Here is a 24,631-nt window from a genome sequence, read left to right as displayed (position 1 = left end):
GGTGCTCAATCATCGTGTCGCCGCCACCGCTCTGGCGCCGGCGATCTGGGGGACGACCTTCTACGTCACGACCGAGTACCTCCCGCCGGACCGGCCGGTGCTGGCGTCGCTGCTCCGGGCCCTTCCGGCGGGCCTGATCCTGCTCGCCCTCACCCGGCGGCTCCCGCGCGGCGAGTGTGGTGGCGTTCGTTCGTGCTGGTGCCGTTGACTTTCGTGCTCGAAGACCTGTCGGCGTTCACCGCGCGCAACGTCGGCGGCTACGCGTTCCTCGTGGTCTTCGGGGGAGCGTTCGCGGCGGTCGTCGGGTGGGCGGCCGTCGGGCAGAAGCTCACCGTCTTGCAGTTGGCGGGTGCGGCCGTTGTGCTTGCGGCGATGGTCGTCGCGCAGACACGTACGCAAACTGACGTACGCGAGATCAGAACGTGAGCGGATGATGCACGCCCTCGTGGTGGCGAGAGTAGGACGCGACACCACGAGAGAAGGAGAGTGCATCGCGATGGCTACCACCACCCGCAAGCTCGGCGGTCGCGCCCGCAAGGCCGTGCTGCTCGTGCACGTCCTGTCGGCGGCGGCGTGGCTCGGCATCGACCTCGCGCTGGGCATCCTGGTCGTGGTCGCACTGTCCACAACGGACACGAGCACCGCCGGTGTGGCGATCCAGTCGATCGACCTGTTCGCGATCTGGCCGATGTTCGGGGCCAGCATCGTGTGCATGGTGTCCGGTGTGGTGCTCGGTCTGGGCAGCAAGTACGGCCTGGTCCGGTACTGGTGGGTCGCGATCAAGCTGGTGTTGAACGTCGGCATGTCGTTGCTGATCGCCTTTTCGCTCCGGCCGGGGGTGGCGGAGGCGGCGCGCATCGGCGAGCGGATGCTCGGCGGTGACCCGGCGGCGGTGATCTCGAGCGAGATGCTGTACCCGGTGGTGGTCGCGCCGACCCTGCTGCTGATCGCCTACGTGCTGTCGGTGTTCAAGCCGTGGGGGCGCGTCCGGAAGTCAGCGGAACCAGTCCAGCGCCAGCGCCGCGACCTCGTCGGGGTTGTCTAGCTGGAGGAAGTGCCCGCCCGCCACGATCTCGACCCGCGAACCCGGGGCGAGAGCCGTGGCGGCTTCGGCGTAGTTGTCGGGCGTGATGCAGCCGTCGTCCGCGCCGCCCAGCACGAGCAGAGGTACCGAAGCCGGTTGCTCCGAGATCGACGCGAGCTCGGCAAGCTCGGGATCGTGCAACGAACGGTCGAAGTTCGCTCGGTACAACCGCAGAGAGTTGGCTCGGATCGCGGGGTCCGCGTACAGCGAGCGAACGTAGGAAGGCACGGAGAGGCCGGGTGACCAGGTGCGCCACAGGTAGTCGATCAACGTGTCGTTCAGCAACGCCTCGCCGACGCCGGGCACCTGGAACACGAACAGGTAGAAGAACCGTTGCTGCTGCGCGGGGTCGGCGAAGATCCGGCCCAACGCGGCGGGTGGCGGCACCGACATCGTGACCACCCGCCGGACCAGGTCGGGCCGCAGGGCCGCGAGTCGCCCGGCCACCCCGGCCCCGATGTCGTGCCCGATCACGTCGACCGGGCCGCCGAGTGCCTCGTTCAGCGCGGCGGCGTCCGAAGCGAGCGTCAGGCCGTCGCTGAACGGCAGCGACGAGACGGTCGACGGGTGGTGCCCGCGCAGGAACGGTGCCACGACCCGGCGTCCGGCGGCGACCAGGCGCTGGGCGAGCGGTTCGAACGACGCCGGGTGGTCGGGAAATCCGTGCCAGCACACGACGACCGGGCCGTCGCCCGCGACCAGCGCCGGAACGTCGAGCCGGGCCGTCGGGATCACGATCTCGGAGAACGTCAGAAGTCCACCCTCATCACGAACCGCCGCTTCGTCGGGTGCGTGACCTGCACGAACCCGGCCTCCTCGAACACCTGCCGCGCGCCGACGTGCAGTTCGCCCCACGTCACGGAACGAGCGGGATCGGCCACCATCGGATACGCCTCGAGTGCGCTGGCGCCTCGCGAACGCGCATGAGCAACGGTCGCCGCCGCCAGTTCGTAGGTGAGCCCCTGCCGGCGGAAACCCTTGCGCACCACGAAACACGTCACGGCCCACACGTCCGGGTCGTCCTTGTCCTCTGACCGGCCCTTCCACGGGATGGGCATGTCCAGCAGCTTCGGATACGACGGACGCGGCTCGACCGCCACCCACCCGGCGGGCTGACCGTCCACATAGGCCACCAGACCGCTGCCCAGGGCGGACTGCGCGCAGTGCGCCTCGTAGCGTTCGTCGAACGTCGAGTCGCGCCACATCCAGCCCTTGACCTTGTACCGCTGGCAGTGGCACTTGCGCGGCTCGGAGCCGTCGAAGATCGCCTCGACGTCCTCCCACGGCACCTCGTCCGACGGCACGATCCGGATCATGAACCCTCCCGGAACAACGGCAGCAGCTCATCCACGTTCAGGTACGTCGTGACGCCCGTGACCAGCCCGTCGCGCACGTCGACGAACACCAGCCCGAACGGCTGGTCGAGACCGGGCCTCATCTGCCAGTAGGCGGGCGATCCGTTGGCCCGCACCGGCTCCAGCCACGCGCCGGCGCACGAGGCCTCGGGGTCGCTCAGCGCCAGGGAGATCAGGTCACGCCCGCGCAGCCACCAGCTGAACGGCGGCATCGACATGGTCGCGTCCTCGTGCAGCAACGACACCAAAGTCGCCACGTCGTGCCGCGCGAACGCCTCGCAGTACCGGCTGAGCAACGACTTCTGCGCCGGATCGACCGGATCGAACGCCTCGCCCGCGTCCACGACCCGCAACGTCGCCCGCGCCCGTTGCAGAGCGCTGTTCACCGCCGCCACCGAGATCTCCAGCAGCGAAGCCACCTCGGCCGCCTGCCACGCCAGCACGTCCCGCAGGATCAGCACCACGCGCTGCCGCGGCGGCAAGAGCTGCAACGCCGCCACGAACGCGAGCCGCACGGTCTCCCGCCGGATCGCCTGGTCCTCCGGCAGCACCAGCGCGTCGGGCACGGGCTGCACGAACACGTTCTCCAGCAACGGAGCGTCGAGCGCGCCACCGGACGGCCCCAGGTCGACCGCCAGGGCCCGCCGCTGAGCACTGCGCTGCATGTCGACGCAGATGTTCGTGGCGATCCGGTACAGCCACGTGCGCAGCGACGCGCGCGCGGAATCGTAGGTGTCGTACGCCTTCCACGCGCGCACGAGCGTCTCCTGCACGGCGTCCTCGGCCTCGGAACCGGAGCCGAGGACGCGGTAGCAGTAGCCGGTCAGTTCGACCCGGAACGGCTCCAGCGTCTCGATCACGCGAACGACCCTACGCGGTGACGCCCGCCAGGGCCCTCAGGAGTTCGCTCACCACGCGGCGGCCTCAGTCCGCAGACCAGGGGCGCAGCCGCGGCCACCAGCCGGGGACGGCGGCCCGGTAGCGTTCGTACTGGGTGCCGAAGTCCCGCAGCAGCACGGGTTCCTCGTGCCAGCGGACCATCGAGGCGAACGCGAGGGCGACCGCCGCCGTGTAGGGCAGCAGGATCCACTGGCCGAACAGCAGGGCCTGCCCCAGGATCAGCGACAACACCGCCAGGTACATGGGGTTGCGCACGTACCGGTAGAGGCCGCCGACCACCAGCCGGTCCGGTGGGGCGACCGGCGCGGGCGTGCCGAACCCCTCGGACACGAACCGGGCGAAGGCCGAGATCAGCACGACGAGCGCCGCCACCAGCAGCACCGCGCCGGCCACGCGCAACGGCGGCCAGAACGGCTCGAAGCGCCAGCGCGTGAGCAGCCAGGGGACGAGCCCGGCCACACCACCCGGAGCGATCACGAAGAACGCCACCGAGCCCCATGCCGCCTTCTTGGTCTGCATGCCGCATGGCTTACCTCGCGAAAACCACCGCCGGTAGGCCTGGCGGTGGTTCCGGCGCGACTCTCACCTGGACGGCCGAACGGGCCGGTTACGCGGCGCGTTGCCTCAGCACGGTGAGTGCCTGGTCGGCGTGGACGTCGAACTTCAGCTCGCCCGTGACCACGTCGAGGATCCGGCGATCGGTGTCGATGACGAACGTGCGCCGCTTGGCGTGCAACGGGCTGAAGCGCCGCCACACGTCGAACTGCTTCGCCACGGCACCGTCCACGTCGGACAGCAGCGGGTAGTCGAAGCCGTTGGCGGTGGCGAACGCCCGTTGCTTGCCGACCGAGTCCGGGCTGATGCCGATCCGGTGCGCGCCGACCTCGGCGAACTCCTCCGCCAGGTCGCGGAAGTGGCAGCTCTCCTGGGTGCAGCCGCCGGAGGACGCCATCGGGTAGAAGAACAGCACCACCGGGCCGGTGGCCAGGAACTCGGACAGCGTGCGCGGGTCGCCGTGGTGGTCGGGCAGCGTGAAGTCCGGAGCGGTGTCGCCTCGTTTCATGCTGGTGGTTCGGAGCCGGGGGCCGGGCGGATTGCCCGCGATTCTGCAGTGCTCGTCACGCGGACGAGTGAACGGACTTCTGGAGTCCACTGTGGACGAAAGGGGCATTCGTGCTGGTGAGGCGATGTTTGCGGATTCGTTGGTAACGGGTCGATAACCGCACCCATCCGTTCGGCGGGCGGTGGCGAATCACCGGCATCACCAACCGGAACACCACTGGGAGATGTCCCGTCATGAACAAGACCGTCCGCAACACCGTCCTGGCCATCGGCGCCGCCTCGCTCGCCCTGTTCGGCGCGGCGTGCGGCTCGGCTGACACGGCGAGCTCCGGCAGCTCCAGCACCGCGGCCGCCCCGACCACCACCTCGTCCGCCGCGATGGCAGACCCGGCCAAGGACCTCGTGGGTCCCGGCTGTGCCGACTACGCGAAGCAGGTCCCGTCGGGTGCCGGTTCCGTCGCGGGCATGGCCGCCGACCCGGTCGCCGTCGCCGCGAGCAACAACCCGCTGCTCAAGACGCTCGTGGATGCCGTTTCCGGCAAGCTGAACCCGAAGGTCAACCTGGTCTCGACCCTGAACGGCGCCGAGTTCACCGTCTTCGCCCCGGTGGACTCGGCGTTCGCGAAGATCGACGCCGCGACGATCGAGAAGCTCAAGACGGACGACGCGCTGCTGACCAAGATCCTCACGTACCACGTCGTCCCCGGCCAGATCACGCCCGACAAGATCGTGGGCGACCAGAAGACCGTCGAGACCGGCACCGTCAAGGTCTCCGGCACCAAGGACGCGCTGAAGGTCAACGACGCCAACGTGATCTGCGGCGGCGTGCACACCGCGAACGCCACCGTGTACCTCATCGACTCGGTCCTGCTCCCCGCCTGACATCTCCAGGGGTAGTAGCACCGCGACTCCGGGAACCGCGCCGAACGCGCGGTTCCCGGAGTTCCCTCATGCCCCAGGAGGAACGGCGATGCTCCTCAGGTTGAGCTGAAGCCCGAGCTGCTCCGCCAGCCCGGCCACGGCCGTCTCGCTGACCAGGTTCCCGGTGGCGCGGTCGAAGCGCTTGATCCTGATGGGCGTCCTGCCGTCGAACGTCTCCTGGACGACGTGGATCGACCGCTCCGTGAAGACCGCCTGGCCGGACGAGGTGACGCTGGAGCCGAGGCCGGTGTCGAACCGCGCCGCGGTGACTCCCGAAGCGATGTCGGTGCTCATGATCCGGCCGTCACCGGCGAGCCATTCGAGCCGGCCGTCACGGACGGCCCGTGCGTCGTAGGACTTCTGCGCGAACGTCTCGGGGTCGGGCAGTTCTTCGGCGATGGGGCGGTTTCGCGCGTCGACGAGGGGACGTTCGGCGTACTCGCCGGTCTTGGTGTCCCAGGAAACAACGACCATGTGCGGGTTGTCGTCGGCGTCGGCGTAATCCGAGAGGAACGTGATGACGCCGTCGTGGCACGGCACGTGGCGGTTGTGGTCACCCGCGTTGAAGGCCGCGCGCCAGGCGAGCGCCTTTTCGCGCCCTTGGGTCGCGGGGTACAGCTGGGAGAGCAGCTCCGGTTCGGCCGAGGTGTCGACGTTCGAGCGCATGCCGGGAACGGCGGCCGACGCCGGGAAGTGGGTGCCGGACTGGGTGGCGATTCCGTTGAGGACGTCACCGCACAGCGCGTTCATGTAGTAGTTGCCTTCGACCTGGTACAGCTGCGAACCGGCCGAGGTCGTGACGGCCACCTGGTTGGTGTAGCCGGATTCCGCGTCGGAGAAGCCCTCGTTGTAGACCGCCACGAACCCCTTGTCGTCGGGCAGCGCGAAAGCCGACTGCTGCAGCGAGGACTTCTTGTTCTCGAAGGTGGTCAGTCCGTCCCTGCCGAGGACGTAGTCACGGGTGTCGTCGCTGAAGAACAGGCCGCGTCCCGACCACGCCAGGTGCGGCTCGCGCATCCCGTTGGTCTCGACCAGCTCCTTGCCGCCGTCCGCCCGCACGAGGACCAGGTAGGACGGTTGGCGCTCGGTCGCAACCTCGGAGTCCGCGCTGAGGTAGAACGCGAGGACGGTGTCGCCCAGCTTCGCCTTGTCGGGCTTGACGACGGGCTCGACGGCGGGCGTGGTGCAGGCCGTCGTCGTCAGCACCGCGCCGACGACGAGTGCGGCCAGTCGGCGCAGGGGCACCGGATGAGTCCTCTCAGGCGGGAGACGGTGCGGCACGCACGAGGCGGGCCGCACCGCTCACTGGGGTGTGATCATCTGCGGGTGTTGTAGATGACGGTGCTGCTGTCGTTCTTGATGTCGTCGGCGTGCACGTCCGTTCCGCCGTCGCGATCGAGATCGACGTCGACGGACCGGTAGGCCCGCCAGACCAGTTCCGCGCCGTTCAGCTCGTGGTCGCCGTTGACCTTGTTCTTGTTGGCGTGCGTGTCGAACGGCTTGCCGCGGAGCTTTCGGTACGCGTGGTCGGCCGCCGAGTCGCGACCGGCCTGCGTCGTCTTGACGTACATCTTGTGGACGGGACCGCACTTCGTGAGCGTGGCCGCGGTGCGGGCCTGGCTCCTGCTGCCGGGGCCAGGCGCTTCCACGACGACTTTCGTCGTGTAAAAGATTCCGACGTGATTGTCGGTGCCCTGGGCGAGTTTCGCGTAGGAGTGGAAGATGTCTCCCTTGTAGCGCGAGTTCCCGACCGTCACCTTTTCCGTGCAATCGCTGTCGGAGGACATTTCCGCCGCCTGAGCCGGCGTGACGAGCAGGCCGGTCAACGCCGTTCCCGCAATTGCGGCCGCCGCGACGGAGGAGGCGAGAATTCGCCTGGCTTTCGACATGTGCGCTCCGTTCACCGGGACGTCATCACCTGCGGGTGCTGTAGATGACGGTGCTGGCGTCGTCCTTGATGTCGTCGGGGTACACGCCCGGTCCGCCGTCGGCGTCGAGCTCGATGCCCGCGTGCTTGTAGGCCCGCCAGACCAGCTCGGAGCAGTTCACCCCGAGAGCGGTGTTGATCTTGTTCTTGGCGAAGTCCCCGTCGTAGAACTTGCCGCGCAGCTCGTTGTAGGCGTAGTTGGCCGCCTTGTTGCGGGTGCTCTGCTTGGCCTTGACGTACATCTTGTAGATGGGGCCGCACTTGTTCAGCGTGGCCGCGGTGCGGGCCTGGCTCTTGCTGCTCGGTCCGGGCGCCTCCACGACGATCTTCGTCGTGTAGAAGATGCCGACGTGGTTGTGGGGGACCTTGAGGGTCTTCGCCCACGAGTGGAAGATGTCCCCCTTGTAGCGCGAGTTCCCGACCTTCACCTTCTTGGTGCAGCTCGCGTCGGAGTAGGTGCCGATGTCCGGGTCCGGCGTGGCCGTCTCGACGGCCTGCGCCGGTGCGACGAACAGGCCGGCCATCGCCGTTCCCGCCGCGATGGACGAGGCGAGGAATCGCCCGATTCTCTGCATGTGAAAACCTTCTTCGAATACCTTCGTCGGCTGCTGAGCGAATTGCCGCCGTCGGGACTTTTCCCGATGTGACAAATCGTGGCATCCGGTGGAATACGACGGGTACACGTCGAGAACACGAGGTCAGCGGAGCCCAGGTGGAGGCGGCGTATACGGTATGTCGGGTTCGAGGGGGTGCGATGAGGTTCGGGATTCTGGGACCGCTGACGGCGTGGCGCGACGACGAGGAACTCGACCTCGGGACCCCCAAGGCACGCGTGCTGGTCGCCGCCCTGCTGAGCCGGGTGGGCCACCCCGTGTCGGAAGATCAGCTGGCGGCGGCCCTGTGGGGAGACCACCCGCCGAAGAGCGCCACCAAGAACATGCAGACCTACGTCCACCGGCTGCGCCGTCAGCTGGGTGACCCGGCGCGCGTCGTGCGGCGCGGCACCGGATATCTGATCCAGGCGGACAGGGACGAGCTCGACGCCACGAGGTTCGAGGACCTCGCCCGGGCGGGGCGGGCGGCGGAGACCGCCGACGCACTGGACGAGGCGTCGCGGCGCCTGCACGAGGCGGTGCGGCTGTGGCGCGGGCCCGCGTTCGCGGGCATGGCCGACGTGCCGATGCTGGCCGCGGAAGCCGCGCGGCTGGACGAAGTCCGGCTGTCGGTGCTGCAGTCGAGGATCGCCGTCGACCTGAAACTGGGACGCCACGCCGAGTTGCTGGGCGAACTGACCGCGCTCGTCGGCGCGCACCCGTTGCGCGAACGGCTGCGCGCCCAGCTGATGCTGGCGTTGTACCGCTGCGGCCGCCGGGCGGACGCCCTCGCCGAGTACACCCGTGCCCGCACGACCCTGATCGAGGAGACCGGGCTCGACCCGGCCGAGGAGCTGCACGACCTGCAGCAGCGGATCCTCAGCCAGGACCCGTCCCTCGACCTCGCTCCCCGCGTCACCGTCGCGCCGAAGTTCCCCACTCCCGCCGAACTGCCGCCGGACATCCCGGACTTCACCGGCCGCGACGACGAGGTGGCCGGTCTGCAGGCGGCCCTCACCGCGCCGAGGCCGGGCTCCGTCGCCGTGGCGAGCGTCGCGGGCTTGGGAGGCCTGGGCAAGACCACGCTCGCCGTGCACGTCGCGCACGCGATCGCGGACCGGTTCCCCGACGGCCAGCTCTACGCGGACCTGCGCGGGGCGTCCGCCGAACCGACCCGCCCGGAGGACGTGCTCAGCCGGTTCCTCTTCGCGCTCGGCATCTCCGGCAGCGCCATCCCCGAGTCCCTGGACGACCGCGCGGCGTTGTTCCGCAGCTGCGTGGCGGGCCGCAGAGTCCTCGTGCTGCTCGACAACGTGGCGGGGGAGGAGCAGGTGCGGCCGCTCCTGCCGGGGCAGTCCGGCACGGCGGTGCTGCTCACCGGACGGGTGCGGCTGGTCGGTCTCGCGGGCGCGAGCCTGCTGGAGCTCGACGTCCTGCCGTCGGCCCAGGCGATGAACCTGATGCGCGCCATCGTCGGCGACGACCGCGTCCAGTCCGATCCGGCCGCGGCCCAGGACATCGTCCGGCTGTGCGGGCACGTGCCGCTGGCGGTGCGCATCTCGGCGGCCAGGCTGCTCAGCCGTCGGCAGTGGACCCTCGCTCACCTCGCCGGGGTGCTCGGGGAGGAACGACACCGGCTCGACGAACTCGTGGCGGGCGACCTCGACGTCCGCGCGGGCTTCGAGATGAGCTACCGGATGCTGCCGCCGGGCGCGCAACGGGCGTTCCGGCTGGCCGGGCTGCTCGACGCGCCGGACTTCGCGTCCTGGGTGGTCGCCGCGCTCCTCGACCTCCCGGTGCGGCAGGCGGAACGGGAGATCGAAACGCTCGTCGACGCCCACCTGCTGAACCTCACCGGCACCGACGAGACGGGCAGTCTCCGATACCGCCTGCACGACCTGATCCGGTTGTATGCAAGGGAACAGGCGCGGCGCGAGGACTCCGAACCCGAACGCCGCGCCGCCCTCGCCAGGGCGTTCGGCGGGTGGCTGGCGCTGGCGGAGGTCGCGTCGGAGAGCGTCCCGGGTCCCTTCTACACGCCCATGCACAGCGAAGCGCCCCGCTGGCGGCTGCCCGAGGCCGTCTCCGGCGCGTTGCTCGCCGACCCGATGGCCTGGTTCGGCGCGGAGCACGCGGCCCTGATGGCGGCGGTCGCCCAGTCGTGCGAGGAGGGACTGACCCAGCTCGCCTGGGACCTGGCCGGGTCCACCGAGACGTACCTCAACGTGCGCGGCGTGTACGACGGCTGGCAGCGCATGCACGAGCAGGCCGTGGTGCTGTGCCGGCAGACCGGCGACAAGCGGGGCGAGGCCGTGCTGATGCGCGGTCTCCTGCACGTCACGACGTGGAACTCACCGCCTGGCCCCGGCGCGGCGATGACTCGCATGCGTGCCAGCGCCGCGCAACTCCTCGAACTCTTCACCGCGCTGGACGACCCGCGCGGCACGGCCGACGCCCTCGCGAGCCTGGCGTGGAGCATGTCGGCCGACGGCAACAGCGCCGAGGCACTCGGCCTGGCCGACCGCGCGTTGCGGATGGCCACCGACGCGGACTACGTCGAAGGCCAGGCACGGGCCTATCACGTGATGGCGATCATCCACGGCGAGGACGACCCCCACGGGGCGCTCGTGGTGCTGGAGAAGGCGGCGAAGATCGCCGAGAAGCTCGGCAACCCGCACTACACCACGACGATCACCCAGTTCCTCGGTGCGGCGAAGTCGTTCTCCGGCGACGTCGCCGGCGGCCGGGAACTGCTGGAGACCTCGCTGGACATGGCGCGGCGCCTGGACTACCGCTACCTGGAGGCGTTCTCGTTGCTGTACCTCGCGAAGCTGTTCGCGGAGGTGGGCGACGACCGGGCCAGGGCGACCGCCGAGCTGACGCGGACCTACAGCGAGGACGGCAACTTCGGCCACTACCTGGCCGACGCGCTCGCCGTGCTCGGACAGCTGGACCTGGCGGAGGGCGACGTGCCGGCCGCCGTCAGCGCGTTCGAACGCTCGGTGCAGGTGTGGCGGACCCGCGGCTCGATCCCTTACCTGGCAAGGACTCTTCGCGCTCTCGGGGACGCGTACGCCGCGGCTGGGGACCACCGCAGGGCCAGGACGGTCTGGGACGAGGCACGCGAGTTGTTCCGCGGGATCTCGCACGAAGAGGGCCTGGAAAGCCTGAGCGCCCGGCTCGGGTGAGAGTTCCGCTCGGCGGACCGATGAGTTCCGGGTGTTCGATCCGTACGTAGGAGCATGACCGAAGAAATCCGTGCCGCCGTCGCGGCGGAACGTCGTGACCTGGCAGAACTCCTCAGTGGACTGACCGACGAGCAGTGGCAGGCACCAAGCCTGTGCGAAGGATGGACGGTGAAGCACGTCGTCGCCCACACGACGCTGCCGTTCCACTCGTCGGGCAAGCGAGTCCTGTGGGAGATGCTCAAGTCGGCCGGCCGCTTCAACCACGCCTCCGACCGCATGGCCCGCGCCGACGCCCTGCGCCCGGCGAGCGAGCTGCTGGACGTGCTGAAGAACAACGTCGACCACCCGTGGACGCCACCCGGCGGCGGTCCGGCGGGCGCGCTCAGCCACGAGATCATCCACGGCCTCGACATCACCGTCGCGCTGGGACTCGGCCGCGTGGTGCCGCACGACCGGCTCCGGATCGTGCTCGACGGCATGAAGCCCGCCAACGTCAAGTACTTCAAAGCCGACCTCGACGGCAAGCGACTCCAAGCCACCGACCTGGACTGGGCGTTCGGTGACGGCCCGCAGAAGATCGAGGCGCCCGCGCAGGAGCTGTTGCTGATGATCTGCGGGCGCAGGCTCAGCTGACCGAGGCACGCACCTCGGACGTCGCCTCGATGGTGGCCGCCAGGAAGCGGGCGACGACGGCTCGTTCCTCGGCGGTCATCGCACCCCAGGCGGCGGCGTACCCGCGGGCCAGGGGAGCGAAGAAGTGCGCGGCCAGCTCCGTCGCCGCGGTGAGCACGCGCAGCTCGACGCGGCGACGGTCGTCCGGCGCGCGTTCGCGGACCACGTGCCCCGCCCGTTCGAGGCGGTCGAGCACGGACGTGGTGGCCGAGGCGCTCAGGTTCAGCGCCCTCGCCAGCGTGCCGGGAGTCATGGGGGCCGTCATGATGAGGTTCAGCGCTGTCATGTCGGTGGGATGCAACTCGTGGGCCGCGCTGAAGATCTCCAGGAACCGGTTCGACTCCATCACCAGCTCGCGCAGCATCATGCTCAGGTCGTAGTCGGTTGCATCGCTCACGATCACAGCTTACTGTTTCGACCATCGAAACGTTCGACGATCGAAGGATTAACTGATGCGAGTCCTCGCCGGGCTGCTGCTCGTCGTCTGGCTGGCCCTGGGCGGCTTCACCGGGCCGTACGCGGGCAAGCTGTCGGAAGTGTCGGAGAACGACAGCAGCGCGTTCCTGCCGAACTCCGCCGAGTCCACTCAGGTCGCCGAGCTGCAGAAGAAGTTCCAGCAGCAGAACGCCATCCCGGCGATCGTCGTGATCGAACGGACCGGGGGACTGACCGAAGAGGACCGTCAGTACCTCGCCGACCAGGCGAAGGGGTTCCAGGCGTCGCCGGTCATTCCCTCGCCGCAGGGCAACGACGCCGCGCAGGTCGTGGTGCTGCTGGATCCGGCCAAGGACGTCAAGGACTCGGTGTTCCAGCTGCGCGACGGCACGCGCGGGGCGCCGCAGGGCCTGACGGTGCTGGTCACGGGCCCGGCGGCGCAGGTCGCGGACCTCGTGGAGGCGTTCGGCGGGATCGACGGCTTGCTGCTGATCGTCGCGGGCGCCGTGGTCGCGTTGATCCTGCTGGTGGTCTACCGGAGTCCGCTGCTGCCGGTCGTGGTGCTGGTGTCGGCGGTGTTCGCGCTCGGGCTCGCCAGTTTCGTCGTGTACCTGTTGGCGGACAACGACGTTCTCGCGTTGAACGGGCAGAGCCAGGGCATCCTGTCGATCCTCGTGTTCGGCGCCGCCACGGACTACGCGTTGCTGCTCGTATCGAGATTCCGTGAGGAACTGCGGGACACCCAGGACAAGTTCGCGTCGATCCGCACGGCCTGGCGCGGCACGATCGAACCCATCGCGGCGTCGGCCGGCACGGTCATCCTCGGCGTGCTGTGCCTGCTGTTCAGCGACCTCGACTCGAACAAGGGACTCGGGCCGGTCGCGGCCATCGGCATCGGCGCGGCACTGCTGACCACCATGACGTTCCTGCCCGCGGTGCTCGCGTTGCTGGGCCGCGCGGCGTTCTGGCCGTTCGCCCCGAAGTTCGGGTCCAAGCACCCCGAGACGAGCGGGCTGTGGGGCCGGGTCGCGAAGTTCGTGCGCACCAAGCCTCGGGCGATCTGGATCGTCACGACCCTCGTGCTGCTCGTGGGCGCCGCGTTCCTGCCGCAGCTCAAGGCGTCCGGCACGGCGCAATCCGACGTGTTCCTCACCGAGGTCGAATCCGTTGCGGGACAGGAGGTCCTGTCGCGGCACTTCCCCGGCGGCACCGGCTCGCCGACCGTGATCATCGCGCCTGAGGCCAAGAGCGCCGAAGTCGTGCAGAAGGCCCAGGTGGACGGTGTCGCGACCGTGCGGCCGTCCGGGACGGCCGACGGGCTCGTGCGCATCGAGGCCACGCTGAGGGACGCGCCCGACTCCGACGCCGCCGTCGAGACGGTGCACCGGATCCGGGACGCCGTGCACCCGCTCGACGCCAAGGTCGGCGGGCAGACGGCGACGTTGCTCGACACCAGGACGACGTCCGAGCACGACCGGATGCTGATCATCCCGATCGTGCTGGTCGTGATCTTCCTGATCCTCGCGCTGCTGCTGCGGTCGTTGCTGGCGCCGCTGCTGCTGATCGCGACCGTCGTGCTGTCCTTCGCGGCCACGATGGGCGTGTCGGCGCTGGTGTTCAACCACGTGTTCGACTTCCCGGGCGCCGATCCCGTGGTGCCGCTGTTCGGGTTCGTGTTCCTGGTGGCGCTGGGCATCGACTACAACATCTTCCTGATGACCCGGGTCCGCGAGGAGACGCAACAACTGGGCACGGTCGAGGGGACGTTGCGCGGGCTCAGCCTCACCGGTGGCGTGATCACCTCGGCGGGTGTGGTGCTGGCGGCGACGTTCGCGGCGCTCGCGGTGCTGCCGATCCTGTTCCTCACGCAGATCGCGTTCATCGTGGCGTTCGGCGTCCTGCTCGACACGTTGCTGGTGCGGTCGTTGCTCGTGCCCGCGCTGTCGGTGGACATCGGTGGCCGAATCTGGTGGCCGTCGAAGCTGCGGTGAGTGAGGATTCCGGTCATGACCTACACGGCCCGTCAGCTCAACCGCGCCACGCTCGACCGGCAGATGCTGCTGGAGCGGGAACCCGTGGACGTGCTGACGGCCGTGGACCGGATCGTCGCGATCCAGGCGCAGGAACCCGCCTCGCCGTACCTCGCGCTGTGGAACCGGGTCGACGGCTTCGACCCCGCCGATCTGGACGAGGCGTTCGCGACCGGGGTGGTCCGCAAGGCGTCGCTCATGCGGATCACCCTGCACGCCGTCGCGGCCGCCGACCACGAGGTGTTCCACCACGCGATGCTGCCCGCGCTGCGGGCGTCGCGGCTGTACGACAAGCGGTTCAAGTCCATGAACGTCACGATCGAGCAGGTCGACGCGCTGCTGGAACACCTGCTGGAGTTCGCCGCGACGCCTCGGCAGAAGGCCGAGATCGAGGAGTTGCTGCACTCCCACGTCGGTGATGTGGGCGAACCCGGCGTCTGGTGGGCGTTGCGGACCTACGGCGGGCTCGTGCACGCGCCGACGGGCGGGCCGTGGGCGTTCGGGCTGCGGCCCTCGTACCGGTCCGTGGTGACCGAGCCTCGTGAACGGATGGCGGCCGTCGCCGAGATGCTGCGGCGCTACCTCACCGGGTTCGGTCCGGCGACCGTGCTCGACATGAACCAGTTCAGCATGCTGCCGCGCACGACGATCCGGGAAGCCCTGGGGTTGCTGGACGTCGTCCAGGTCGGCGACCACTACGACGTGCCGAACCGGACAATCCCGGACGAGGACACCGTCGCGCCACCCCGGCTGATGGCCATGTGGGACAGCACGTTGCTCGCCTACGCGGACCGGAGCCGGATCATTCCGGACGAATACCGCAAGCTCGTCATCCGCAACAACGGCGACACGCTGCCGACACTTCTCGTCGACGGGTACGTGGCCGGGGTGTGGCGCCCGACGGAGGCCGGAGACGTTGAGGTGACTGCGTTTCAGGCCCTGGACGAGGAACAATGGGCCGGAATCGCGGGGGAAGCGACGGCCCTGCGCAAGCTGCTCGACGAGCGCGAGCCGCAGGTGTACCGGCGTTATTCCCGGTGGTGGAGCGGCCTTCCGGCCCACGCCGTTCGTACGGTGTGAACCTTCCGGCCCACGCCGTTCGTACTGTGTGAATACGTCAAGATCCACAAAGGACCCATGCGTGAGTCACTATTCCTCCACCCTGCATGGAGGAAAGTTCAATGTCTCTCACGAGAAAGCGCGTGCTGCCGGCGTTCGCCGCCGGTCTGCTCGCGGCCGGCGCGATCACCCTGCTCGGCGGTTCGCCCGCCGCGACCGCCGTCGGCTCCGACTCCGTCGAATGCACTGACACCCACGCCGACGAGCACTCGGCGGCGCGCGGCCGTCCCGGCAGCTCCGGGCACGACCGCAACGAGATCTCCGACGCCCAGGCCGCGCAGATGAACGCCGACCTGCGCGCGAAGGTCATGGAGGCCAACCAGCGCGGTGGTGTCGCCGCACTGGCCGCGGGCGGCACGATCAACGTCGTCTGGCACGTCGTCACCACGACGGCGGGCAAGGGCGCGATCTCCGACGCCACCATCGCGAAGCAGCTCAAGGTCCTGAACGACGGGTTCGCGGGCGCCGAGTCGAGCGCCGCGGCGAAGACCGGCTTCAAGTTCGTGACCCAGCAGACCAAGCGCTACACCAACAACACCTGGTTCAACGGCGGCGCGGACAACGCGACCACCGAGCGTCAGATGAAGACCCAGACCCGCGTCGGCACGGCCGCGACGCTCAACGTCTGGTTCACCGACATCGACGGCTTCGGCTTCGCCACGTTCCCGACCTGGTACAAGGGCGACCCGAAGATGGACGGCGTCGTCGTCGACTACGCCACCGTCCCCGGCGGTTCCGAGGTGAACTTCAACCTCGGCAAGACGGTCACGCACGAGGTCGGCCACTGGATGGGCCTCTGGCACACCTTCCAGGGCGGCTGCACGGCGACCAACGACGAGGTCGCCGACACCCCCGCGCAGACCAGCTCCACCTCGGGCTGCCCCGAGGGCCGCGACTCGTGCTCGCGCGCGGGCCTCGACCCGATCCACAACTACATGGACTACTCCTACGACGATTGCTACAACCAGTTCACGCCGGGCCAGAACACCCGGATGCAGAGCGCCTGGACGGCCTACCGCGCCGGCAAGTGATCCGCGACTGAGCGGGCACGATCCAGTTCCCGCTGAAAACGGCCGGGGTGGGCGGCGGCGAGTTCCTGGTGCAGCACCAGGGATTCGCCGATCGCCCCCTCGGCTTCGGCGCGTTCGGACCGCAGCGACCGGATGATCGCGTGATCGGCCAGCGCGTCGGCGAACAACCAGGTGTAGGTGTACGGGTCGGCGGCGGCCCACTCCCGGTACTCCGCGACCGACCGCAGTGATGCCTCCAACGCCACGTCGAGCGCGCCGTTGTGGGCCGAAGCCACCGCGAAGGTGTTGCGCGCCATGGCTTTGTCCTCGGCGGTCCGGTACAGCTCGACGGCCTTCGCGGCCGCGTCCATGGCGTCCACGTAGGACTCGGAGCCGATCAGGAGACCGGCCCTGTTGTGCCACGCCCGCGCGAGTTCCTTGCGGCCCAGTTCGCGGTCGTCGTACCGCGAGGCGATTTCCAAGGCCTCGTCGTTGGCCGTGAACGCCTCGTCCAGGCGGCCGACGACGCGCAGCCGACCGGCGAGACTGACGAGCGCGAACGACACGTGCAGCTCCATCTTCATGGCCATCGCCCGGCGTTCGGCCTGCGCGGCGAGCACGCGGTAACAGGCGACCGCCTCCTGGGCCGCCACCACCGCCTCCTCGGCCAGTCCCAGGTCGTGCAGGCGGTTGCCGTGGTTGTGCATCGCACCGGCGTGCAGGGTCTTCAGGTGCGGGTCGTCGCCTTCCGCGCCCCGCCGCAGGACCTCCACGGACTCGACGGCGGTCGCACGGGACTCCTCGAACCGCCGCAGGCGCAACTGGAGGCGGCTCAGCTCCTCCAGTTCGAGGTAGCAGTTCAACGGCGAGTCGGCCGCGTGCACCCGCCAGATCGTCACCGACTCGGTCCGCACGTCCGCCGCCCGTTCGAACTCGCCGAGCACCTCCAACCGGTCGGCGTGCTCGCTGTGGGCGTGCGCGAGCCGGTAACCGCGCGGGGAGGCGTTCTCGATCGGACCCTGGTCACGCAGTTCCTCGACGGCCGCGGCGGCGTTGAGCGCCGCCTCCTCGTGCCGGCCGAGCTTGCCCAGCAGGTCGGTCACCCAGTACCGGGCCACGTTCGCGCGTTCGGTGCTGTAGTCGCCGGGCACCGCCACCTGCCAGGCGACCTCCAACTCCTCGACCGCGACCGGCAACGCCTCCTCGTACCGTTCCTGCCGCATCAGGTTGGCGCGCAACGGGGTCAGCACCTTGCGCAGCTTCCCGGCGTCCCCGAACTCGCGGCGGAACTCCAGCACCTCGAGGTGGGTGCGCAACGCGAAGTCGTCCCAGCCCGCCTCTTCGAAGTACTCGGCCTGCTCGACCAGCGCCTCGACCAGGGCGTCCGGCGAGGGCCACTCCTCACGGGGAGTGGCCCGCAGGTTCTCCACGACCGGCCACACGTACCCCAGCATCTTCACCGGGTCCGGGTAACCGGACCTGGCGGGCCGGTGCCACGTCTCGCCGCGCGTCACGGGATTGATCACCCGCGAGTTGATATCACGCGGGTTGCGCCTCCGGGATCGCCTTCGCCACATCGGTTTCCGATGCAACGGCGGCGAGCCGCGCACTCATCGTGCCGCCCTCGGGAGTGCCCGCGGGCGACGGGATCTTGCCCAGCAGGTATCCGGCGTGGCTCACCGCGAGCAGCACCAGCAACGCGTCGGAGAACACCGGCATCCCCGCGATCCCGGCCGGGTTGTCGACGGCCCGCAGCGCCGAGACCGCCTGCGCCACGTAGAGCAGCACCAGCAGCACGGTGATCACGAAGTTCTGGAACTTGGTGAGGTCGACCGACTTGCCCGCCGACGCGCCCTCCTCGACGGTCAGCATCTCCCAGAACCGGCCGGTCTCCCGCCCGAGCGGGTAGGCCGCCACCGAGTCGGGCCTGCTCGTGCTCTTCGCGACCTTGATCGCCGCCGCCACGACCCCGGACCCGAGCGAGACGCCGAGCAGCCACAACGCCTGCTGCGGGATCACGAACCCGGCGACGTCGACCTGCCCCGCCGCGAACCTGCCGAACGCCATGCCGCTGATCAGCGAGAGCAGCACGACCGTCCACACCATCACCTGCACGCGCGACAGGCTGTAGCGGCCGCGCGCGTCCCGCAGCACGTTCTGCGTGCCGAGACGGCTGGGGACCACCACCGCGAGCAGCACGATGACGAGAGCGGACACGATCCAAGCCCAGAACGTGGTCGCCATGAAGGCCTCCTCGTTACGCCGTTCGGACGCTGTGGCCCTTACGTCGTCTCAGGCCTACCTGGCGTTATCACGCTAGGTAACATTTTGGGGGTCGTTGTGGTCCAGGACGAGGCTCGCGCGCTTCCGCGGTTCGCACGCGGCGAAGTAGAGCCGCTGCCCCTCGACGTACCGGCGGTTGCGCGGGTCGTCCGGGTCGGGCGGGCTCCCGTCGCGCCCGGCCATGCGTCCCACCGACACCGCGAACTCCACGTCCAGGAAGATCGAGTAGTCCCAGTGGTCCACGACCTCGTCGCGGTGCAGGAAGATCCCGTCCACCAGCAGGAGAGCGTCCGGCGCCTGTTCGAACGGCGCCTCCACGTACTCGTCGGACGCCAGGTCGTGGCTCGCCCGCTGGAACGGGCGCCGTGCGGCGAACGGCACGAGCAGCCGGGCCGTGAACCGCTCGTAGTCGAAGCTGTCCAGGAAGAACCCCTCGGGTGACGTCCGCCCGCGCCGCCACCGGATCGCGCGCGGGTGGTGGAAGTCGTCCACCGACGCCCGCACCACCTCACGGCCGCGCGCCCGCAGCACGTCGGCCAGCGCGTCGCAGTACGTCGTCTTCCCTGCCCCGTCCACGCCGTCGACCGCGACCAGACCCCGTTCCGGCAGCAGATCAGCTACTTCGTCCACCTCCGCACGATGCCACAGAGTTGACGAGCGGGGCGTGAGAGCGCTTCCATGGAGGTCCGCTGCCGCACGATCGTTGACAGAGAGGTCATCGTCGTGGCTCGAAAACTCACGCGCGCCCTGCTCGGACTGGTCCTGGTCCTACCCCTCAGCGGCATCGCCCAGGCAGCCGTCCCACCCACCCCGCCAGGCTGGTCCCTGGCCTGGTCCGACGACTTCAACGGCGCCAACAACAGCGCCCCGAACAGCAACAACTGGATCGTCGACACCGGCCACGGCTACCCCGGCGGCCCCGGCAACTGGGGCACCGGCGAGATCCAGCGCTACACCAACGACCGCGCCAACCTGGCGCTGGACGGCTCCGGCAACCTGCGCATCACCCCGCTGCGCTCCGGTTCGGGCGAGTGGACGTCGGCCCGCATCGAGACCCGCCGGGCCAACTTCAAGGCGCCGGCGGGCGGCGTCCTGCGCATCGAGGGCCGCCTCCAGATGCCGAACATCACCGGCACGCCCGCCCTCGGCTACTGGCCCGCGTTCTGGGCGTTGGGCGCGCCGTACCGCGGCAACTACTGGAACTGGCCCAGCATCGGCGAGTTCGACGTGATGGAGAACGTCAACGGCATCAACTCGGTCTGGGGCGTCCTGCACTGCGGCGTGAACCCCGGCGGCCCGTGCAACGAGACCAACGGCCTCGGCGCCTCGCGGGCGTGCCCCGGCAGCAGCTGCCAGTCGGCGTTCCACACGTACCGCTTCGAGTGGGACCGCTCGGTCAGCCCGAACCAGCTGCGGTGGTACGTCGACGGCCAGCAGTTCCACAGCGTGCGGCAGAACCAGATGGACGCCACCTCGTGGAACAACATGACCTCGCACCAGGGCTACTTCATCCTGCTGAACGTCGCGATCGGCGGCGCGTTCCCCAACGGCGTGGCGGGGCGGACGACGCCGACCGCGCAGACCACGCCCGGCCGTCCGATGCTGGTGGACTACGTGGCGGTGTGGACTCGTCCGTAGGGACAGCCCTACTGCGTCACCTCCCTGAAGTCGCTAGCGTGGAAGGGACTTCGGGGGAAGGTGGCGCAGTGGGGGATTTGGCGCGCCGGGATGTGTTGTCCTGGCTGGGAAAGGGAGCGCTCGGGGCTGTCGCTCTGGGAGCTGTGGGTCAGTCGGAGGCTTTCGCCAGTGGAGTGACCGTGCTGCGCGGCGCCACGCTCATCGACGGCACCGGGCGCGCTCCCGTGCCCGACTCGACCGTCGTGCTGGCGGGGGATCGCATCCTGGCCGCTGGACGGCTCCGCGAGATCCCGCGTGGCGTCACGGTCATCGACGTCACCGGCAAGTTCGTCATCCCCGGCCTGTGGGACCTGCACACCCACGCGACCTACTTCGAGACGACGCTCGCGCCGTTGCACGTGGTCCACGGCGTCACGGGCATCCGCGAGATGTGGGGGATGCCGGAGACGCACGACACCCGCCGCCGCATCGAGTCCGGCGAGGTCCTCGGGCCGCGCATGATCATCGCCAGCGCGATCGTCGACGGTCCCGGCGCCATCTGGCCTGGCGCCGACATCGTCAGCACGCCGGAGCAGGCACGGGCCGCCGTGCGCCGGGCGAAGGACGGGGGAGCGGACTTCGTCAAGGTCTACTCGTTCCTCTCTCCCGAGTGTTACACCGCCATCGCCGACGAGGCACGCAGGCTGCGCATCCCGTTCGCGGGACACATTCCCGCCCGTGTGCCGGTGCAGAACGCGCTCGCCCAGCACACGCACGAACACCTCTACAACCTGTTCACGTCCACTTCGGACAACGCCGATGCCCTCTACGGGCAGCTGAACGCGTTGCCCGACGACCCGGCCGATCCGAACTGGTGGGGCCGTCAGTCGGGCCGGATGGAACGGGCCGCGCTCGCCACGCACTCCGAGCGCAAGGCCCGCACCCTGTTCGCGGCCATGGCGAAGCGTGGCACGTGGCAGTCGCCGACGTTGTTCGTCGAGCGGAACATGTCTCGCTCGCCCGAGACCATCGTGAACGACCCGAAGGCGTTGGAACGCCTGCGTTACATCCCGGTCGACGTGCGCGCGCAGTGGCAGCAGATCATGTCCGGCCGTCCGCCCCGCACACCCGAGGAGGTCGCCGAGCTCGAGAGGTTCGGGGACGCTCGGATGCGGTTGCTCAAGCAGATGCACGACGCGGGTGTCGGCGTCGTGACGGGCACGGACGCCGGGTTCGCCTACGTCTTCCCGGGCTTCTCGCTGCACGACGAACTCGCGCTGCTCGTCCAGGCCGGTCTCACCGAGGCCGAAGTGCTCAAGGCGGCCACCATCGACGCCGCTCGCTGCGTGGGCAGGGAGCACGAGAGCGGCACGGTCACGCCGGGCAAGCAGGCCGACCTGGTGGTGCTCGACGCGAACCCGTTGCGGGACATCACGAACGTCAGCCGCGTCCACGCCGTCGTCAGCCGAGGCCGCTACTTGGGCCCGCGGGACCGGACCCGACTGCTCAAGGACATCGAGGAGGCCGCGAAGGAGCCCGTCGAGGCACCGCTGACGCCTGCGGGCTGCCTCCACTGAGAGTGGCGCCCGCCACCGGCGCCGTCAGGATCGCGTCAAAGCGGAGGCCGCCCGTGTCAGGGTCCCGTCCGGGACCTGGGCACGGGCGGGCGCCAGGCGTCTGCTGAACGCATGACACTCGCCGAGTTGTTGCCCAGCATCGGATGCTCCACCGAACCGGTGCTGGAAGAGGGTCTCTGGCCGGACGGCACCCGCCTCGCGGGCGGAGACCTGATCATCGGTGGACTCCCGGCCACGCAGGTCGCGGCCCGGTTCGGCACCCCGTGCCAGATCCTCGACGAGGACACCGTCCGCGCCAGGGCCCGCGCGTTCGTGAAGGCGCTGCCGGACGCCGAGGTCGTGTTCGCGGGCAAGTCGTTGCCCTGCCCCGAGGTCTACCGGTGGATGCACCAGGAAGGCCTGTCCCTCGACGTCTCCTCGGCGGGCGAACTCGCGCTGGCCCGCAGAGCAGGTTTCGCGCCGAGCCGGATCATCATGCACGGCAACGTGAAGACGGCCGAGGACCTGAAGGCCGCGCTGGAGTACGGGGTCAGCCGGATCGTGGTCGACTCGCTGGACGAGATCGCGCAGCTCGGCGCGTTGGCGACGCACGGCCAGGAAGTCATGATCCGGGTGACGCCCGGCGTCGACGCGCACACCCACGCCAAGATCGCGACCGGTGTCGAGGACCAGAAGTTCGGCTTCTCGCTGGCGTCCGATGCCGCGCTGGAGGCGATCCTGAAGGTCGTCGAACAGCCGTCGCTGAAGCTCGTCGGCCTGCACTGCCACATCGGCTCGCAGGTCAGGAACGTCGCCAGCTACGAGGAAACCGTGCGCCGGATGGTCGGCCTCATCGCCTCCTGCGGCACCAGGATCGAGCAGCTCGACCTCGGCGGCGGCTTCTGCGCGCCGTACCTGCCCGGCGAGTCCGACTTCGACCTCGCCGGGTTCGCACACCGGATCACGGGCGCGCTCAACTACGAGTGCTCCGTGCACCGCGTGCCGCCGCCGCGTCTGCTCATCGAGCCCGGACGGTCGATCGTCGCGAACGCCGGCGTCACGCTCTACCGGGTGTGCGCGGTCAAGCGCTCGACGCGGACGTTCGTGGCCGTCGACGGCGGCATGAGCGACAACCCGCGCCCCGCCCTGTACGGGGCGAAGTACGCGGTCCGGCTGATCGGCCGCGGCGGCAGGCCAGAACCGGTCACGGTGGTCGGCAGGCACTGCGAGGCGGGCGACGTGCTCGCCGTGGACGTCCTGCTCCCGCACGACGTCCACGCCGGCGACCTGCTCGCCGTGCCCGCCACCGGCGCCTACCACCACGCCCTGGCTTCCAACTACAACCAGGTGTGCCGCCCGCCCGTCATCGCCGTGCACGACGGCACGGCACGCCCGATCGTGCGCCGCGAGACCGAGGAGGACCTACTGCGCCGCTACCTCTGAGGGCCCGAACCAGCGGGCGAGGCACGCCTCCAGCGGTCCGTCCCCGACCCATGCCACGTAACCGTCCGGCCGCAGCAGCACGGGAGCGTCCACGGCGGAATCCGTGACGACGTCCACTCGGTCCGCCCAGCCGCCGACGGACAACTCCCCGCTGGGATCGAGCACCGTCCCGCGCCCGAGCCGCAGCCGGTCGTACAAAGTGCCCTCGGACAACGCGACGTCCGGCATCCGGCGCCCGACCAGGTCGGCGTCGGAACCGAGGTCGTACCTGATCCCGATCGCGGTGATCTTCTCGAGCAGGAACCGGTTCGCCGCGTCGAGGTCCATGAGTTCGGTGAGCAGCCTGCGCACCGCCCGCGCACCCGGTTCGGCGGACGCCAGCAGCACCTGGGCGCGGGTGTTGTTCAGGACGTCCTCGGCGACCGGCCGTCGTTCGGTCTCGTACGTGTCGAGCAACGCCTCCGTACCCCAGCCCGCCAGCAGCCCTGCCAGCTTCCAGCCGAGGTTGACCGCGTCCTGCACGCCGAGGTTGAGGCCCTGGCCGCCGGCGGGCGGGTGGATGTGCGCCGCGTCGCCCGCGAGCAGCACCCGGCCGTCCCGGTAGCGTTCGGCCAGCCGCGTCGCGTCGCCGAACCGCGACAGCCAGCGCGGTGAGTGCACGCCGAAGTCCGTGCCCGCGATGGCGTGCAGCGCCTGTTTGAAGTCGTCCAATGTGGCCTCGCGGTCCTCGCTGACCCCGACGGCGGGCACGACCACGCGGCAGGTCTCGCCGAACGGGCTCACACTGAACCACGGCATCGTCGCGCGGATCTCGGCGGTGCGGGCGGCCACTTCCTCGTGCGGCACCCCGACTTCCAGCTCACCCATCAACGTGTCGTTGCGCGAGGGCTCTCCGACGAACCCGACACCGAGCGCTTTCCGGACCGTGCTGCGCGCCCCGTCGCACCCGACGAGGTACCGCGACCGCACCGACGACCCGTCCGACAGCTCCACGGTGACGGTGTCGCCCTGCGAGAGGCCGACCACCGCGCACCCGCGCCGCACCTCCGCGCCCAGCGAGATCGCGTGTTCTTCGAGCACGCCGTCCACCACGGGCTGAGGAATCCCCAGCAGGTAGGCGGACTCGAGGTCAGGAGGCGCGGGCTTGGGGATCGCGGCGAACACCCCACCGATCGGGCGGCGCCTGCCGAGCGCGAGCAGCCGGTCCAACAGCCCGCGCATCGCCATCAGCTCCAGGCTGCGCACGTGCAGGCTCACCAGCCGCACGAGCGACGGCGGGGGAGCGGTCTCGCGTTCCACGACGAGCACCCGCACGTCGTGCAGTCGAAGTTCGGCGGCGAGCACGGCACCCGTCGGGCCGCACCCCGCGATGATCACGTCGAAATCCACTGGTTCAGTCATCGGCCGCGAAGTGTGATCCTGCCGGGCACGGCCCG

Annotated in this window: 25 protein-coding genes; 12 read left to right on the top strand and 13 right to left on the bottom strand. The window is 69.7% G+C overall.

Going from position 1 to position 24,631, the window contains the following annotated elements; all coding sequences use genetic code 11:
• Position 1 precedes the first annotated feature (1 nt).
• From JNUCC0626_RS15205 to JNUCC0626_RS15195, 3 genes are all read left to right on the top strand, one after another.
• Positions 2–208, top strand: a complete 207-nt coding sequence (locus JNUCC0626_RS15205; RefSeq protein WP_394620397.1) for a hypothetical protein — start codon at positions 2–4, stop codon at positions 206–208.
• Positions 199–426 (top strand): hypothetical protein, encoded by a 228-nt coding sequence (locus JNUCC0626_RS15200; RefSeq protein WP_394620395.1) that lies wholly within the window; start codon positions 199–201, stop codon positions 424–426. The genes JNUCC0626_RS15205 and JNUCC0626_RS15200 overlap by 10 nt, the downstream gene beginning before the upstream one ends.
• A gap of 70 nt (positions 427–496) precedes the next feature.
• Complete coding sequence (locus tag JNUCC0626_RS15195) at positions 497–1,045, top strand: hypothetical protein (RefSeq protein WP_394620394.1); 549 nt, start codon at positions 497–499, stop codon at positions 1,043–1,045.
• Here JNUCC0626_RS15195 and JNUCC0626_RS15190 read toward each other — a convergent pair.
• The 5 genes from JNUCC0626_RS15190 to JNUCC0626_RS15170 all read right to left on the bottom strand — a co-directional run bounded on the left by JNUCC0626_RS15190 (position 995) and on the right by JNUCC0626_RS15170 (position 4,402).
• Complete coding sequence (locus tag JNUCC0626_RS15190; RefSeq protein ID WP_394620393.1) at positions 995–1,819, bottom strand: alpha/beta fold hydrolase; 825 nt, start codon at positions 1,817–1,819, stop codon at positions 995–997. The two genes, JNUCC0626_RS15195 and JNUCC0626_RS15190, sit on opposite strands and share 51 nt — an antisense overlap.
• Positions 1,820–1,833: 14 nt before the next feature.
• Positions 1,834–2,400 (bottom strand): GNAT family N-acetyltransferase, encoded by a 567-nt coding sequence (locus JNUCC0626_RS15185; protein ID WP_394620392.1) that lies wholly within the window; start codon positions 2,398–2,400, stop codon positions 1,834–1,836.
• Complete coding sequence (locus JNUCC0626_RS15180; protein ID WP_394620391.1) at positions 2,397–3,299, bottom strand: RNA polymerase subunit sigma-70; 903 nt, start codon at positions 3,297–3,299, stop codon at positions 2,397–2,399. The genes JNUCC0626_RS15185 and JNUCC0626_RS15180 overlap by 4 nt, the downstream gene beginning before the upstream one ends.
• A gap of 64 nt (positions 3,300–3,363) precedes the next feature.
• A complete protein-coding gene (locus JNUCC0626_RS15175; protein ID WP_394620390.1) occupies positions 3,364–3,858 on the bottom strand; it encodes a methyltransferase family protein in 495 nt (164 codons plus the stop codon).
• Between the two features lie 88 nt (positions 3,859–3,946).
• A complete protein-coding gene (locus JNUCC0626_RS15170; RefSeq protein ID WP_285641448.1) occupies positions 3,947–4,402 on the bottom strand; it encodes a peroxiredoxin in 456 nt (151 codons plus the stop codon).
• A 233-nt stretch (positions 4,403–4,635) separates the two neighbouring features.
• On the opposite strand from JNUCC0626_RS15170, the gene JNUCC0626_RS15165 reads away from it, so the two are divergent.
• Positions 4,636–5,283 (top strand): fasciclin domain-containing protein, encoded by a 648-nt coding sequence (locus tag JNUCC0626_RS15165; protein WP_394620389.1) that lies wholly within the window; start codon positions 4,636–4,638, stop codon positions 5,281–5,283.
• Positions 5,284–5,349: 66 nt separating this feature from the next.
• Here the strand turns inward: JNUCC0626_RS15165 and JNUCC0626_RS15160 are convergent, their stop codons facing one another.
• The 3 genes from JNUCC0626_RS15160 to JNUCC0626_RS15150 all read right to left on the bottom strand — a co-directional run bounded on the left by JNUCC0626_RS15160 (position 5,350) and on the right by JNUCC0626_RS15150 (position 7,824).
• A complete protein-coding gene (locus JNUCC0626_RS15160) occupies positions 5,350–6,567 on the bottom strand; it encodes a hypothetical protein (RefSeq protein ID WP_394620388.1) in 1,218 nt (405 codons plus the stop codon).
• A 71-nt stretch (positions 6,568–6,638) separates the two neighbouring features.
• A complete protein-coding gene (locus tag JNUCC0626_RS15155; protein WP_394620387.1) occupies positions 6,639–7,211 on the bottom strand; it encodes a hypothetical protein in 573 nt (190 codons plus the stop codon).
• A gap of 25 nt (positions 7,212–7,236) precedes the next feature.
• Positions 7,237–7,824: a hypothetical protein gene (locus tag JNUCC0626_RS15150; RefSeq protein WP_394620386.1), complete on the bottom strand. Its 588-nt coding sequence runs from the start codon at positions 7,822–7,824 to the stop codon at positions 7,237–7,239.
• Positions 7,825–8,003: 179 nt separating this feature from the next.
• On the opposite strand from JNUCC0626_RS15150, the gene JNUCC0626_RS15145 reads away from it, so the two are divergent.
• A complete protein-coding gene (locus JNUCC0626_RS15145; RefSeq protein WP_394620385.1) occupies positions 8,004–11,030 on the top strand; it encodes an AfsR/SARP family transcriptional regulator in 3,027 nt (1,008 codons plus the stop codon).
• A 54-nt stretch (positions 11,031–11,084) separates the two neighbouring features.
• Positions 11,085–11,663: a maleylpyruvate isomerase family mycothiol-dependent enzyme gene (locus JNUCC0626_RS15140; RefSeq protein WP_394620384.1), complete on the top strand. Its 579-nt coding sequence runs from the start codon at positions 11,085–11,087 to the stop codon at positions 11,661–11,663.
• On the opposite strand, the gene JNUCC0626_RS15135 is transcribed toward JNUCC0626_RS15140, so the two are convergent.
• A complete protein-coding gene (locus JNUCC0626_RS15135; RefSeq protein ID WP_394620383.1) occupies positions 11,656–12,099 on the bottom strand; it encodes a MarR family winged helix-turn-helix transcriptional regulator in 444 nt (147 codons plus the stop codon). The two genes, JNUCC0626_RS15140 and JNUCC0626_RS15135, sit on opposite strands and share 8 nt — an antisense overlap.
• A gap of 55 nt (positions 12,100–12,154) precedes the next feature.
• Here JNUCC0626_RS15135 and JNUCC0626_RS15130 point away from each other — a divergent pair, with 55 nt between their 5' ends.
• From JNUCC0626_RS15130 to JNUCC0626_RS15120, 3 genes are all read left to right on the top strand, one after another.
• Complete coding sequence (locus JNUCC0626_RS15130) at positions 12,155–14,128, top strand: MMPL family transporter (protein ID WP_394620382.1); 1,974 nt, start codon at positions 12,155–12,157, stop codon at positions 14,126–14,128.
• Positions 14,129–14,143: 15 nt separating this feature from the next.
• Entirely contained in the window at positions 14,144–15,247 is a 1,104-nt protein-coding gene (locus JNUCC0626_RS15125) for a winged helix DNA-binding domain-containing protein (protein ID WP_394620381.1), read from the top strand.
• 101 nt (positions 15,248–15,348) lie between these two features.
• Positions 15,349–16,317, top strand: a complete 969-nt coding sequence (locus JNUCC0626_RS15120; protein ID WP_394620380.1) for a zinc metalloprotease — start codon at positions 15,349–15,351, stop codon at positions 16,315–16,317.
• On the opposite strand, the gene JNUCC0626_RS15115 is transcribed toward JNUCC0626_RS15120, so the two are convergent.
• The 3 genes from JNUCC0626_RS15115 to JNUCC0626_RS15105 form a co-directional block, all read right to left on the bottom strand.
• Positions 16,299–17,822: a hypothetical protein gene (locus JNUCC0626_RS15115; protein ID WP_394620379.1), complete on the bottom strand. Its 1,524-nt coding sequence runs from the start codon at positions 17,820–17,822 to the stop codon at positions 16,299–16,301. The two genes, JNUCC0626_RS15120 and JNUCC0626_RS15115, sit on opposite strands and share 19 nt — an antisense overlap.
• A gap of 13 nt (positions 17,823–17,835) precedes the next feature.
• Positions 17,836–18,540: a hypothetical protein gene (locus JNUCC0626_RS15110; protein WP_394620378.1), complete on the bottom strand. Its 705-nt coding sequence runs from the start codon at positions 18,538–18,540 to the stop codon at positions 17,836–17,838.
• 72 nt (positions 18,541–18,612) lie between these two features.
• Positions 18,613–19,209 carry a uridine kinase gene (locus tag JNUCC0626_RS15105; protein ID WP_394620377.1) on the bottom strand — a complete coding sequence of 199 codons (597 nt, stop codon included), beginning with the start codon at positions 19,207–19,209 and terminating at the stop codon, positions 18,613–18,615.
• A 93-nt stretch (positions 19,210–19,302) separates the two neighbouring features.
• On the opposite strand from JNUCC0626_RS15105, the gene JNUCC0626_RS15100 reads away from it, so the two are divergent.
• The 3 genes from JNUCC0626_RS15100 to lysA all read left to right on the top strand — a co-directional run bounded on the left by JNUCC0626_RS15100 (position 19,303) and on the right by lysA (position 23,195).
• On the top strand, positions 19,303–20,217 hold the full coding sequence (locus tag JNUCC0626_RS15100) for a glycoside hydrolase family 16 protein (RefSeq protein ID WP_394620376.1): 915 nt from the start codon (positions 19,303–19,305) through the stop codon (positions 20,215–20,217).
• 179 nt (positions 20,218–20,396) lie between these two features.
• Positions 20,397–21,773 (top strand): amidohydrolase family protein, encoded by a 1,377-nt coding sequence (locus JNUCC0626_RS15095; protein ID WP_394620375.1) that lies wholly within the window; start codon positions 20,397–20,399, stop codon positions 21,771–21,773.
• Between the two features lie 111 nt (positions 21,774–21,884).
• Complete coding sequence (gene lysA / locus JNUCC0626_RS15090) at positions 21,885–23,195, top strand: diaminopimelate decarboxylase (protein WP_394620374.1); 1,311 nt, start codon at positions 21,885–21,887, stop codon at positions 23,193–23,195.
• Here lysA and JNUCC0626_RS15085 read toward each other — a convergent pair.
• Positions 23,175–24,596 carry an FAD-dependent monooxygenase gene (locus JNUCC0626_RS15085; RefSeq protein ID WP_394620373.1) on the bottom strand — a complete coding sequence of 474 codons (1,422 nt, stop codon included), beginning with the start codon at positions 24,594–24,596 and terminating at the stop codon, positions 23,175–23,177. The two genes, lysA and JNUCC0626_RS15085, sit on opposite strands and share 21 nt — an antisense overlap.
• Between the last annotated feature and the right edge of the window lie 35 nt (positions 24,597–24,631).

The sequence above is a fragment of the Lentzea sp. JNUCC 0626 genome (assembly GCF_043632865.1).
GTDB lineage: Bacteria > Actinomycetota > Actinomycetes > Mycobacteriales > Pseudonocardiaceae > Lentzea.
Note: the sequence above shows the minus strand (reverse complement) of the source record. Positions and strands in the feature narration are given on the sequence as shown.

Coding starts and splice junctions, on each gene's coding strand:
- JNUCC0626_RS15195 (WP_394620394.1), top strand. CDS start 497: ATGGCTACCACCACCCGCAAGCTCGGCGGTCGCGCCCGCAAGGCCGTG.
- JNUCC0626_RS15185 (WP_394620392.1), bottom strand. CDS start 2,400: ATGATCCGGATCGTGCCGTCGGACGAGGTGCCGTGGGAGGACGTCGAG.
- JNUCC0626_RS15175 (WP_394620390.1), bottom strand. CDS start 3,858: ATGCAGACCAAGAAGGCGGCATGGGGCTCGGTGGCGTTCTTCGTGATC.
- JNUCC0626_RS15170 (WP_285641448.1), bottom strand. CDS start 4,402: ATGAAACGAGGCGACACCGCTCCGGACTTCACGCTGCCCGACCACCAC.
- JNUCC0626_RS15165 (WP_394620389.1), top strand. CDS start 4,636: ATGAACAAGACCGTCCGCAACACCGTCCTGGCCATCGGCGCCGCCTCG.
- JNUCC0626_RS15155 (WP_394620387.1), bottom strand. CDS start 7,211: ATGTCGAAAGCCAGGCGAATTCTCGCCTCCTCCGTCGCGGCGGCCGCA.
- JNUCC0626_RS15150 (WP_394620386.1), bottom strand. CDS start 7,824: ATGCAGAGAATCGGGCGATTCCTCGCCTCGTCCATCGCGGCGGGAACG.
- JNUCC0626_RS15145 (WP_394620385.1), top strand. CDS start 8,004: ATGAGGTTCGGGATTCTGGGACCGCTGACGGCGTGGCGCGACGACGAG.
- JNUCC0626_RS15140 (WP_394620384.1), top strand. CDS start 11,085: ATGACCGAAGAAATCCGTGCCGCCGTCGCGGCGGAACGTCGTGACCTG.
- JNUCC0626_RS15130 (WP_394620382.1), top strand. CDS start 12,155: ATGCGAGTCCTCGCCGGGCTGCTGCTCGTCGTCTGGCTGGCCCTGGGC.
- JNUCC0626_RS15125 (WP_394620381.1), top strand. CDS start 14,144: ATGACCTACACGGCCCGTCAGCTCAACCGCGCCACGCTCGACCGGCAG.
- JNUCC0626_RS15120 (WP_394620380.1), top strand. CDS start 15,349: ATGTCTCTCACGAGAAAGCGCGTGCTGCCGGCGTTCGCCGCCGGTCTG.
- JNUCC0626_RS15110 (WP_394620378.1), bottom strand. CDS start 18,540: ATGGCGACCACGTTCTGGGCTTGGATCGTGTCCGCTCTCGTCATCGTG.
- lysA (WP_394620374.1), top strand. CDS start 21,885: ATGACACTCGCCGAGTTGTTGCCCAGCATCGGATGCTCCACCGAACCG.
- JNUCC0626_RS15085 (WP_394620373.1), bottom strand. CDS start 24,596: ATGACTGAACCAGTGGATTTCGACGTGATCATCGCGGGGTGCGGCCCG.